Source organism: Clostridium saccharobutylicum DSM 13864, assembly GCF_000473995.1.
Lineage (GTDB): Bacteria > Bacillota > Clostridia > Clostridiales > Clostridiaceae > Clostridium > Clostridium saccharobutylicum.
Genome location: NC_022571.1, coordinates 3,940,156 through 3,951,651, shown reverse-complemented (window position 1 = coordinate 3,951,651; position 11,496 = coordinate 3,940,156). Strand labels below are relative to the sequence as shown.

Sequence of the window (11,496 nt, the reverse complement as noted above, 5' to 3'; positions counted from 1 at the left end):
AATTAGAATGTATTTTCATACTAGAAATGAGGGGAATTCTTTTGCGTAGCGTTGCGTTGATAATTTAGTTGTAGGATTTCTTCAGCAGAAGTTGTTCTATTCTCGCTTGTCCTTAACTTGTTTAAGGAGCATGCAGGAATGGGGCAACTTCTGCTGTTAGAAATCCACAGCCAAATTATCTAGCAACCGAGCTAAAGAATTCCCCTTATTTCGGTGAGTTACCACATAAGTCTAAGTCTTGATTTGGATATCTATATTAGTTAACACTTATAGAAGTATTAACATCTATGGTAACTGTAATTAATTGTCCACTTTTTTTACTATTTATATATATATAATCTTTGTCAAAAGATAAGCTTCCTTGGCATGGTTTTGAATTATGTGCTGCGTCATATGCAGCTTGAACAGAACTATTTATACTATCCATATTTATGTCTGGATTATATATTTTTAGAATGTTGGTTACTGTTGAATCCACATCTATACCTGCATTTCTTAGTGAACTCACTTTTTACTTATTAAACATTGTAAATATATAATGTTTAAATTGAAGTTATGGGATATAATAAAGGTATAAGAGATGATAGGAGTGTGAATATTGGCTAAGTATAGTGATATAAAACACGAAGATTTAATAATGAAAAAGGCAATGGATGTATTTGCAGAAGAAGGATTAAAGTTTTTTGGAATAGATAAGAAAGTAAAAGATTCAAGTTCAACAGAAATAGTTGTATTAGAAGCAAAAAATCTTCATATGGATTATACATTTCTAATGGAAGACGATACATATATTCATGTGGAATTCCAAACCACTGATAAAGGAAAAGAGGATTTAAGAAGATTTAGAGCTTATGAATCATTGCTAAGCTTTCAAACAAGCAACGATGTAGTAACCTATGTCGTATATTCCAATGGAATTCATAATACAAAGTCTATATTACAGACCGGAATAAATGAATATAATATAAAGGCAATATCAATGTATGATAAAGATGGTGATATTGTAATTAAAGAAATTGAAGAGAAATTAAATAATAATATTAAAGTAACAAAACAGGATTTAGTTGCATTAACATTTACACCTATAATGAGTAGTAAATTAACTAAACTGGATAGAATAATAAAATCAATAAAAATCGTAAAGAAGATAACGAATGAATATAGATATGATGTTGAATCAATGCTATATGCATTTGCAGATAAATTTTTGGACGGAAAAGATTTGGAAAAGGTAAAGGAGGAGATAAGTATGACAAAGCTAGGGGAAATGCTGGTTCAAGATGGAATAAAAAAGGGCGAAGAAAAAAAGGCAATAGAAATAGCTAAAACAGCAATAAAAGAAGGCATGTCAGATGAATTAATAGCAAAGCTAACAGGACTTACAGAGTCACAAGTTAGTATAATTAGGCAATCAATAAGTAATTAGATAAATCTTAAAGGATATCGTAAAAGGTATCCTTTTTTAGTACAAAAAAGTGGTATCACTTACTACTGATACGGTGAACCGTATCATAAATAAATGATTAATAAATTGATATTAAAAGGCTTAGTAGTATTTAAACCTTTTTTTATTTTCAGAAGAATATTAATGGTGAATTATGTAAAAATAAAATATGCGTTTAGAAATATAGTGTGTTAAAATGCAATAAATGTATATATTTGATTTTATGGAAAGAGAATTATAGTTTTTGGTAGAACCATTAAATATAATTAGCATAGATGATAAGGTAGAGATTATAGATTTGAGTATCAATTAGAAAATAAGTTATATAAGTAGGATTTTGGTGATGTACAGAAAAAATTATGAGACAGGAATAAAGGAGGAATGTGTTATGAGAAAAATGAATTATGAAGTGACTATAGAGGCGGATAGTGAGGGGGATATTCCTTTTGAATGTCCTTCTTGTGGAGGAGAATTTAAATTAAAAATTGATAAAGTTCAAAATGAAGATAATAAATTAACACAGTTACAGTGTCCATATTGTAGAGTGGTTAATGAAGTTAATAAATTTTATATAAAAGAAGTAATGGAGCCAATAGGGGCGATAGTTCAAAAGTGCGTTACAGATGAAATGGATAGAATATTTGGCAAAATATCACCAAACATAAATTCTAATGATTCTATAAAAGTTGAATATAAAATGTTGGAGGATGTAGACGCTAATGATGATGAGAATGGTTATATTACTAGAAATGGATATAGGACAGGCTCATATAGTAACGAATGCAAAATAGATTCATGTGTTACAGAAATCAACTCCTTAACTAAAGGTGAGTCTTGGATAGTTGCTGGTCAATGGGAGTTTACAATTAATTCGGTAAAAGAGACAAAGGAAAGAAGTGAAGATTCAAATGAAAATCCAGAGCAAGTTGTATACATAGATTATTCATATAAGAATTTAGGATATACTGATTCTTATTCTGATTTATGGTTTACTGAAATAAATTTTACTGTAATAGATGAAGAGGGGGAAGTTGCAAATAAGTACTCTATTTTTGATGAAAATCATCTACCCATAGAAATACCGGTAGGTGCAAAATGTTCAAATGCTAAAGTAGCTTTTGCATTAAAAAATAAAAGTTCCCAAATAACTATTCAAGTGAAAGAGTATAGAAGTAATAGCGATTTGTACCAAGAAAAAGTGAATTTTGATATTCAAGTAGAAGGATAGAGAATAATAATTTATTAGCTTTTTTCAATGCAAAAATTATATTTCTTGTTGCTGATATGGTACAAAAACTTATTTTACATCGAATCCACAATTATCAAATGAATTAATTAATCAGTTGGTTAATCGTAAAATTTCAATTATTGGTATAGACTTTACAGGAGTAAGGCGTGGTAAAGAACATACGCCTGTGCAGATAGAAATGTGTTTGTTATTGAAAATTTATGCGATTTAGATAAAGTTTTAAATGAAAGAAAATCAATTGAATTCACAGCTAATACATATCCAATTAATTTTGCGGATATGACAGGATTACCTTGTAGGGTAGTAGCTGAGATGGAATAAATAATATAATTTAATATTTTTTGATAAAAAGTGGTTATCACTTGCTATTGATACAGTGAAACATATCATAGCTAAACGAGTTTTTACTAGATTTAAACTTTAGAATATATCTCAACCAGAAAGAAGCTGTATTCTTTTTTGGAGTATTGCATTATAATTTTGCTGTAATCATTTCTTCAGTAGAAGTTGTTTTGTTCTCGTTTGTCCTTAATTTGTTTGAGGAGTATACAGGAATTGGGCGGCTTCTGCTAGTAGAAATCCATAGCAAAATTATATAGCAACCGAGAAAAAGAATACAGCTTCTTTAGATAAATCATCAAATAACTCTAAATTGCAAGTTACTTATATATATACTTCAAAGTTTAAATCTAATTTATAATTTGTTTATCTATAGATATCCAATTTAAGAATTGAACTTATTTGTAGTTAATATCCCCACTAGAAATTGCATACATTTTTGTGAAACAGGCATTGAAATTGAACTGTGAAGGTTCTTAGTACAATGTTGTACCATTTTCTGCTTGTCCTGATTTTACATTAGGAGCATGCAAAAATGGGCACAACCTTGTACTTAGAACCTTTCAGTGAAAATTTCATGGTCCTGTGGAACAAAAATGTATGCAATTTCGGTTATTCACCACATAAATAATTAGTTAACACTTATAGAAGTATTAACATCTATGGTAACTGTAATTAATTGTCCACTTTTTTTACTATTTATATATATATAATCTTTGTCAAAAGATAAGCTTCCTTGGTATGGTTTTGAATTATGTGCTGCGTCATATGCAGCTTGAACAGAACTATTTATACTATCCATATTTATGTCTGGATTATATATTTTTAGAATGTTGGTTACTGTTGAATCCACATCTATACCTGCATTACCTTTTGCTTCTTGTAGATTTAATGTAAGGGTGCTGGTTCCATATTTCTGATCCTTAGATTCATATTCATATGAAGTAGTAACATTTATAACAGGAGATAAATTTGTACTTATTGCATCCCATTTTTTGCCTACAGTTATATAATCATCATCAGTTGGCGCTTCATTATTATTCATGGTCCATCCATCCTTAAGTAATTCCTCAATTTTTTGGTCTCTTGAATCTTCAGCATCAAGTTGTCTTTGAGTAAATGATGTTGGTTTAACCTTGGCATTTTCAGGTGTAATTACTTTAAAGTTATCGGAGCTGCTATATTGTGAATTGCTATCATGGAAATCTCTATCATGGGAATGTGATAACTTTCCTATTAAAAATAGAATCACAATTATGAAGCCAAAGGCAAGGCCAATTTTTTTTCCCAGGCTTAATTTCTTTTTTTGCTTACCTAGAGAAGATGAACTTACAGTTTTGGCTTTTGTCATTGAAACATTTTCTGAAGGATTAGCTATACTAAAATCTGCAGTTTCATATCCAGATATTCTGCCTTCAATTTTTGATTTAGAACCTTTACCTCTACCGTTAGCGTTGTCTCTACCTCGACTCATACACTTTCAACCTCACTATCTTCAAATGCTTTTATAGCAAAATTAAAATCATCTATAGATTTAATTTCACCAAATGTATCACCACTAACTTCAGGATAATAATAAGCAATATATTTTTTTTTATTTGAATTTAAAACTATAAAATATTCATTATATTTTATATCTTGAATTATAGCTAGTACTTGATAAGTTTCTATGTTTTTCAATTTGTTGCTTTTTAGTTTAAATGACTTATGATTGAAATGATATACTGTTATTATATCATTGTCACACAGAGCTACATGACCACCTGCACCTGGTTCACACCTATTGCAGCCATCAGTAATGCATTCTTTATTGCAGTTAAAGCACTTACATTTTTGACAATTAACTAATTGTTTTAATATTTCTGCATTTTTAGCACATTTTATTTTATTTTTATCCTCAGAGCATTCCTTAATTGTATCTAAAAAATGAATATATTTTCTCCTATTTAACGTGCTCTTGCTTACAAGACCATCTAATGATTCTATTATATATATTACATCGGAATATAGTTTTTTTACATCAAAATTATACATATAGCTCCCCACATTCTGTTGGATTATATTTATTTAACATTATTCATGAAGAAAATATTTTGCAAAAAATTATTTTTAAATAAATGGTTCTATATTTATAACAAGACATATCGCTTGCTATAAATGTGAAAATATCAGTATCATTTATTTTCGCGTCTCTTATAAGTTTGAATTTCAATGAGAATAAAGCTTATATGAATCCCAGCCGAAATTAGATACATATTTGTTTGTGATATATTAAATTCTCAATGAAAAACCGTATATTTATCAAGATAATTTGCAAATATTTATACTATATTATAATAACATTTCGATAAATAAATTACCATATATGGTTAAAACTTGATATTGATGAGTGACTTGAAATTTAAATTTATGTAATAATTCGCAAAATTAGCTAGAACTTTTTATGAAATATATGTATTATATGGTATTATTAGTTTGACATTTGAAAAATTATTGTAGAATGTTAACTTAAATGTAATATATAAAATTGCTATTGTTTTAGGAGTAACAATAATAACTAGTTTTGCTGTAAGTAGAGTGATTTTAAAGATTAAATTTTTTAGAAAAATATTATGATATTGGAGAGTTGGTTTTATGAAAAAATTAAAAGTACTTTTCTTATTTACAGATATAGGATTTATTATTTATTGGCTAATAACAGCATTACATCTAATTCCAATAAATCTAGCGTTTAAAGATTATAATAATCCTATTCTTGTTGATTGGAATTGGTCGTTTTTCCCTTTAGATATGTTTATATCTTTAACAGGATTCTTAGCTTTGTACTTTTTGAGTAAAAAATCAGAAAAGTGGAAGATGTTTTGCTTATGTTCTTTAATTCTTACTTTTTGTTCTGGATTACAGGCAGTAGCCTTTTGGGCATTAAGAAATGATTTTGATTTGACTTGGTGGGTGTTTAATTTATATCTATTAATATATCCACTTCCGTTTATATATAAATTAATTAATGGGAGGCTTGCATAATGATTTCTAAATATATATATTTAGCTCTTGCTATAATATTTGAGGTGCTTGGAACTACGTCGATGAAATTTTCTGATGGAATGAAAAGTATAGGATTTGTTATAATAATGTTAATTTTTTATATATTAAGTCTTTCAATGCTTTCTATGGCTCTAAAAAATTGGGAAGTTGGAGTAGCATATGCAATTTGGTCTGGATTTGGAATAACATTAATAACAACGATTGGAATAATGTTTTTTAATGAGTCTATTTCTATAAGTAAAGTATTTTTTATTCTACTAATAATAATTGGAGCAATAGGTTTAAATTTAGTTACAACTTCACATTAAGACATAATAAATTAAAGGATGGATTGATTGTAATTCTATTTTACTATGCGATATATACATGTAATTAGAGTTTTAGTGAATACCAAGGCAGCGACTATTTCAATTGGGATGCATGAAGATTTAAATAAAAGATTATAAATGGACCAGATATTATCATCAAATTTTAAAATATTTGACAAATTTATACTAAAATGATATTTTAAAAATATAAGTTATACGACTGACGGAAGTGGAATAAACCACATGAAGTATGACAAATTAATAAGCCGACCGTCTGGGCAAAAGTCCAGATAGTGGGCTTTTTGTTGTTTAAAAAGGAGTGTAACAATTATTATGAAGGAATTAAAATTAAAGTATGGCTGTAATCCAAATCAAAAACCATCTAGGATTTTTGCACAGGAGGGGGAACTTCCTATAAAAATAATTAACGGAAATCCTGGCTATATTAATTTATTGGATGCATTTAATAGCTGGCAGCTTGTCAAGGAATTAAAAGAAGCTACTGGATTAGCAGCTGCAGCTTCATTTAAACATGTTAGTCCAGCTGGAGTGGCTGTAGGAGTTCAATTAACTGAGGGATTAAAAAAAGTATATTTTGCTCCAGATACAGAATTATCTGATATTGCTACTGCGTATATAAGAGCAAGAGGTGCAGATAGAATGTCATCTTATGGAGATTTTGTGGCCTTATCTGATGAATGTGATGAGCAGACAGCAAAATTTTTATCATGTGAAGTTTCAGATGGAATAATAGCACCATCATATTCTAAAAGTGCACTAGAGATATTAAAAAATAAGCGTAGAGGCAATTATTTGATAATAGAAATTGATATAAATTATATTCCTAAGGAGATAGAAACAAGACAGATTTATGGGATAACTTTTGAACAAAAACGAAATGATGTTAAAATATCAGAAGATATATTAACCAATTTGCCAACGAAAAATAAAACATTACCTGATAATGCTAAAAGAGATTTGATTATATCTTTAATCACATTAAAATATACCCAATCTAATTCTGTATGTTACGTGAAAGATGGACAAGTAATTGGTATTGGGGCAGGACAGCAATCTAGAATTCATTGTACAAAGCTTGCAGGAAATAAAGCTGATACATGGTTTTTAAGACAAAATCCCAAGGTTATAAACCTTCCTTTTAAACAAGAAATAAGAAGAGTTGATAGAGATAATGCAATAGATGTATATATATCAGATGACTATATTGATATATTATCTGATGGATTATGGGAAGATATTTTTACTGAAAAACCAGTTCCATTAAGTAGGGAAGAAAAGAAAGAATGGTTGAAAAACTTGAATAATGTATCTTTAGGATCAGATGCATTTTTCCCATTTGGTGATAATATAGAACGAGCAAAAAAAAGTGGAGTAGCTTATATAGCCCAAACAGGAGGGTCAATAAGAGACGATAATGTTATAGAAACATGTAATAAATATAATATAGCTATGGTATTTACAAAAACACGTCTATTTCATCATTAAAATAATAATGAAAAGCAAAATTAACAGGTCTTACTGAATCTCAAGTTAATATTATCAGAAAATCAATAATTAACTAGGTAAGAGTTAAGGGATATCGTAAAAGGTATCCTTTTTCGATAAAAAAGGGTTATATATTTTTCTATAATTATTATAGAATGCAATAAATAATTTTAAGAAATAGTATCTTTATCAATTAAGGAGATGAAGATACTATTTTTCTGTAATTATTTGAATTTATTTATTTAAGAACATGCTAATATATTCAATTTAGCAGATTCTACAACATGTCCATCAATAGCTTTTAGAAAATCATTCATAAAATAACCTTCACTTAAATCTAATTTTTGGTCAAGACCATATACTTTTAATGTATATTCATGATCTTTATCTGGAGGAGTTGGTCCAATATATCTAGTTGTTATATTAGGATTTGTTTCACCTACGAAAGAAGAAGCAAAACTGTTTTGACCTTGTACAATATTTAAACTATTATCGCTGCTTATATTTTCTGGAATAATATCAATTGTAGAAGGAATGTTGCAAGCTAACCAGTGTATCCAAGTAAATCCGCATACTGGAATGGCATCATGATCTAAAAAAGTAATGGCTATAGACTTAACTTCACTTGATACATCATATAATTCAATAGGAAAAGATACGCAAGGATTACCTTTATATTGGTATTCAACTTGAGCAAGTTTTGAGTATTTAGTTGGTAAATAACCAAATTCTGTTTTTACATTAATTTTCATAAGATTTACAATCCTCTCTTTATAGATATTTTATGCAATGCATATTTCTTGTGAGACAAGGGGATAAATTCTCCTAATAAGTGAGTCTATTAGCTTAAGAATTAGATTTATTTCTGATTTCGGTAGGTTACTGCATGAGAGTATTATACAGTTGTGATTTTAATTTTAAAATTAGTAATTTGTTGATATAATGTTAAGAAAAAAGTAATGATTAATTAAAGCACATTAAAAAATAACAAGTCTATATGCCAAGATTATTTTTCATCATGACATTTTGGAATTGTTATTTTCTTTCATGTGATTTATGGGAGATAAAATGAATTTAGAATGGTATTACACGTTTATAGTTGTTGCAAAGTATGAAAATTATAGAAAAGCGGCAGATGAATTATTTATTACACAAACTTCGGTATTCAATCATATTAAAAATTTAGAGAATCTATTAAAAGTAAAACTTTTTGAACCAAAAGGAAGAAATATCACATTAACAGATGATGGAAAGTTATTTTATTCAATTGCAGCGGAGACGATAAGCACATATGAAAAAGGAATATATGAAATGAGAAATTCTAAAAAGAAGTATTCTTTTAGACTTAATGTGGTAGTTACACCTTATATTGCTTCATATTTAATGGTTAAATTTTTGCCAATATTTTTTGAAGCTGCTCCTAATATTGATATATCAATATCTGTTATGAATGAACATATTCCTCAAGCAATAGAAGAAAATAGATATGCAATAGGAATAGATAGAAGACTACCTAATACGGATAAAATAAATTATTTAAATGTCTGTGAAGGAAAAATAAAATTAGTAGTGCCTAATATTGAAGAAAATAAATATTTAGATAATGAACTTGATTTTTTTAAAAAATATCGCGTACTTGCAGGTAATCATCCTTCTTACTGGGAAAAATTATTTGAAGAAATATATAAATTATATCCAGAAGCTGATATTACTAATATATCATCTGTACATACTACTGAATGTTTAATAAAAGCAAATCAAGGAATTTCATATTTACCTGTATATATTTTTGAAGAGCAAAATAGCAAAGATATTAGAATAATTGACTCTAAATATATAGAAGATCCAATCTCATTTACATATGTTATGTGGAAAAAAGAGAGTCCAGAAATAAAATTATTTTTAGATTTGTTCGGTAAATTTATCAAGGATGAGCAGAAAATATAAGTAACAGTACAAAACTGTGACTTATCTGATGGAACTTAAACGTAGTTAAAGTGTTAGCTGGCTTGGCGAAAATAATCTTTATTCTTTTATTGTAGAGGTTGATAAATTTAATCTGTAAGTGCCATATTCCATAATGTTATCAAGTAATAAATTAATTTCATCCATGTTAGAGCAGTTGACTTTTAATAAATAGCAGCCATCTCCACTAATTCTATGTGCTTCAGTTATAATTGAATTTGTTTTTATAAATTTTGTTAATTTATCATGCATGGTTGTCTTCATAAAAATAGTAATATATGCAGTAATATTTTTGCCTAATAAATAATTATTAGTGCAAATAGTATACTGTGTTATAATACCAGAATCTTGAAGGCGTATAACTCTATTGGATACTCCTTGTGGAGTTAAGTGTACCGCTTCACCAATTTCTTTAAGTGATATTTTTGAATTAATTTTTAGCATATCTAAAATTCTTAAATCTATTTCATCAAACATAAAGTGCAAAATCCTTTCATTTTTAAAGGAAAACGAATGAATTCCTTTCACATTTCAACCTTAATTTAAGCTAACATTAGTATAGCAAATGTAATAAGGCATATTCAAATAAATAACAAGTTCATTTGCCAGACTATTTTCCAATCATACTGCATATACAACTTGACCTAATAGCCATGATATGAGGGGGATTCGCCTCTTTTCCATATGAAAAATACCTATGGCAACTTTGCAGTTATTTATTTTCATGTGCCTTAAATGATTAAATATAAAGGTGGAGTAAAAATGAAAAAAGCATTATTGGTAATTGATGTACAAAATGAATATTTTACAGGTAAACTAAAAGTAACTTATCCTAATAACAGTCTTGATAATATACTAAAGGTAATGGATTATGCAAAAAACAATAACATGATTATTATACTTATTAAGCATACAGCTATTTATGGAGATACATTTATTAAGAACTCAAATGAATGGGAGATACATTCAAAGATTCTTGAAAAATCTTATGATTATCTTATTGAAAAAACTAAGCCAAGCAGTTTCCACGAAACTAATTTAGAAGAAATATTGAAAAAAGAGAATATAACAGGAGTTGTTATTTCAGGATACATGACTCAAATGTGTTGTGACACAACAGCAAGGGAAGCATTTCATAAAGGCTACTATGTTGAATTTCTGTCAGATGCTACAGGAACTATAGATGTAAGTAATAAAATTGGTACCATAAGTAGCAAAGATCTTCATGAAGCTACTTTAATTACTCAAAGTTTAAGATTTAGTAATGTAATAAGCAGCGTGGAATTGATGAAATCTAATAAACTTTAATTTATAGGAGATCATGATTAAACAAATATATATATATGATTTCGGTTAGTTACTACATAAGTTTAAGTCTTAATTTGGATATATATCGATAATTCTAACTTATAATGTACTAATAATATGCTATTATGAATATAATTTGTTAATTTGGAATGTATTGCAATATTTTTGGCGATAGTGTATTATGATGTAGTGAATGATGAGGAATAAGGGAAAAGAGGGTAATTAAATATTTTAAAATTAAAATTTTATTTAAGTAGAATTATATAAATGTATGTAATTTCAAAATTATATATATTTATAGATTATGTAGAGGACTTAGAAGTATTTTAAAG

The 11,496-nt window shown here is 27.8% G+C and carries 13 protein-coding genes and 1 riboswitch; of the genes, 8 read left to right on the top strand and 5 right to left on the bottom strand.

Going from position 1 to position 11,496, the window contains the following annotated elements; all coding sequences use genetic code 11:
- Positions 1-256: 256 nt before the first annotated feature.
- Entirely contained in the window at positions 257-478 is a 222-nt protein-coding gene (locus tag CLSA_RS17305; RefSeq protein WP_041716321.1) for a hypothetical protein, read from the bottom strand.
- A gap of 159 nt (positions 479-637) precedes the next feature.
- Here CLSA_RS17305 and CLSA_RS17300 point away from each other — a divergent pair, with 159 nt between their 5' ends.
- The 3 genes from CLSA_RS17300 (at position 638) to CLSA_RS24130 (ending at position 3,014) form a co-directional block, all read left to right on the top strand.
- Positions 638-1,426 carry a hypothetical protein gene (locus CLSA_RS17300; RefSeq protein WP_041716767.1) on the top strand — a complete coding sequence of 263 codons (789 nt, stop codon included), beginning with the start codon at positions 638-640 and terminating at the stop codon, positions 1,424-1,426.
- 406 nt (positions 1,427-1,832) lie between these two features.
- On the top strand, positions 1,833-2,672 hold the full coding sequence (locus CLSA_RS22245) for a TFIIB-type zinc ribbon-containing protein (protein WP_052334814.1): 840 nt from the start codon (positions 1,833-1,835) through the stop codon (positions 2,670-2,672).
- A 201-nt stretch (positions 2,673-2,873) separates the two neighbouring features.
- The gene (locus tag CLSA_RS24130; protein WP_022748066.1) at positions 2,874-3,014 is read left to right on the top strand and encodes a hypothetical protein; all 141 of its coding nucleotides are present in this window, start codon (positions 2,874-2,876) and stop codon (positions 3,012-3,014) included.
- Positions 3,015-3,663: 649 nt separating this feature from the next.
- Here CLSA_RS24130 and CLSA_RS17285 read toward each other — a convergent pair.
- Positions 3,664-4,506, bottom strand: coding sequence for a hypothetical protein (locus CLSA_RS17285; RefSeq protein ID WP_022748063.1), 843 nt, complete (start codon positions 4,504-4,506; stop codon positions 3,664-3,666).
- Entirely contained in the window at positions 4,503-5,066 is a 564-nt protein-coding gene (locus tag CLSA_RS17280; protein ID WP_022748059.1) for a hypothetical protein, read from the bottom strand. Before CLSA_RS17280 ends, CLSA_RS17285 begins: the two co-directional genes overlap by 4 nt.
- 600 nt (positions 5,067-5,666) lie before the next feature.
- Between CLSA_RS17280 and CLSA_RS17275 the strand changes: the two genes are divergently transcribed.
- The 3 genes from CLSA_RS17275 (at position 5,667) to CLSA_RS17265 (ending at position 7,891) form a co-directional block, all read left to right on the top strand.
- A complete protein-coding gene (locus tag CLSA_RS17275) occupies positions 5,667-6,056 on the top strand; it encodes a DUF5360 family protein (protein ID WP_022748056.1) in 390 nt (129 codons plus the stop codon).
- A complete protein-coding gene (locus CLSA_RS17270) occupies positions 6,056-6,385 on the top strand; it encodes a DMT family transporter (protein ID WP_022748052.1) in 330 nt (109 codons plus the stop codon). Before CLSA_RS17275 ends, CLSA_RS17270 begins: the two co-directional genes overlap by 1 nt.
- A 206-nt stretch (positions 6,386-6,591) precedes the next feature.
- Positions 6,592-6,672: riboswitch (ZMP/ZTP riboswitch) on the top strand.
- 46 nt (positions 6,673-6,718) lie between these two features.
- On the top strand, positions 6,719-7,891 hold the full coding sequence (locus CLSA_RS17265; protein WP_022748049.1) for a phosphoribosylaminoimidazolecarboxamide formyltransferase: 1,173 nt from the start codon (positions 6,719-6,721) through the stop codon (positions 7,889-7,891).
- Between the two features lie 242 nt (positions 7,892-8,133).
- Here the strand turns inward: CLSA_RS17265 and CLSA_RS17260 are convergent, their stop codons facing one another.
- Entirely contained in the window at positions 8,134-8,643 is a 510-nt protein-coding gene (locus CLSA_RS17260; protein ID WP_022748046.1) for a YbhB/YbcL family Raf kinase inhibitor-like protein, read from the bottom strand.
- 304 nt (positions 8,644-8,947) lie between these two features.
- Between CLSA_RS17260 and CLSA_RS17255 the strand changes: the two genes are divergently transcribed.
- Entirely contained in the window at positions 8,948-9,838 is an 891-nt protein-coding gene (locus tag CLSA_RS17255; protein ID WP_077393813.1) for a LysR family transcriptional regulator, read from the top strand.
- A gap of 78 nt (positions 9,839-9,916) precedes the next feature.
- Here the strand turns inward: CLSA_RS17255 and CLSA_RS17250 are convergent, their stop codons facing one another.
- Positions 9,917-10,333 carry an Lrp/AsnC family transcriptional regulator gene (locus tag CLSA_RS17250; protein WP_022748039.1) on the bottom strand — a complete coding sequence of 139 codons (417 nt, stop codon included), beginning with the start codon at positions 10,331-10,333 and terminating at the stop codon, positions 9,917-9,919.
- 285 nt (positions 10,334-10,618) lie between these two features.
- On the opposite strand from CLSA_RS17250, the gene CLSA_RS17245 reads away from it, so the two are divergent.
- Complete coding sequence (locus CLSA_RS17245; protein WP_041716319.1) at positions 10,619-11,164, top strand: cysteine hydrolase family protein; 546 nt, start codon at positions 10,619-10,621, stop codon at positions 11,162-11,164.
- Positions 11,165-11,496 lie beyond the last annotated feature (332 nt).

Coding starts and splice junctions, on each gene's coding strand:
- CLSA_RS17300 (WP_041716767.1), top strand. CDS start 638: ATGAAAAAGGCAATGGATGTATTTGCAGAAGAAGGATTAAAGTTTTTT.
- CLSA_RS22245 (WP_052334814.1), top strand. CDS start 1,833: ATGAGAAAAATGAATTATGAAGTGACTATAGAGGCGGATAGTGAGGGG.
- CLSA_RS17285 (WP_022748063.1), bottom strand. CDS start 4,506: ATGAGTCGAGGTAGAGACAACGCTAACGGTAGAGGTAAAGGTTCTAAA.
- CLSA_RS17280 (WP_022748059.1), bottom strand. CDS start 5,066: ATGTATAATTTTGATGTAAAAAAACTATATTCCGATGTAATATATATA.
- CLSA_RS17275 (WP_022748056.1), top strand. CDS start 5,667: ATGAAAAAATTAAAAGTACTTTTCTTATTTACAGATATAGGATTTATT.
- CLSA_RS17270 (WP_022748052.1), top strand. CDS start 6,056: ATGATTTCTAAATATATATATTTAGCTCTTGCTATAATATTTGAGGTG.
- CLSA_RS17265 (WP_022748049.1), top strand. CDS start 6,719: ATGAAGGAATTAAAATTAAAGTATGGCTGTAATCCAAATCAAAAACCA.
- CLSA_RS17260 (WP_022748046.1), bottom strand. CDS start 8,643: ATGAAAATTAATGTAAAAACAGAATTTGGTTATTTACCAACTAAATAC.
- CLSA_RS17255 (WP_077393813.1), top strand. CDS start 8,948: ATGGGAGATAAAATGAATTTAGAATGGTATTACACGTTTATAGTTGTT.
- CLSA_RS17250 (WP_022748039.1), bottom strand. CDS start 10,333: ATGTTTGATGAAATAGATTTAAGAATTTTAGATATGCTAAAAATTAAT.
- CLSA_RS17245 (WP_041716319.1), top strand. CDS start 10,619: ATGAAAAAAGCATTATTGGTAATTGATGTACAAAATGAATATTTTACA.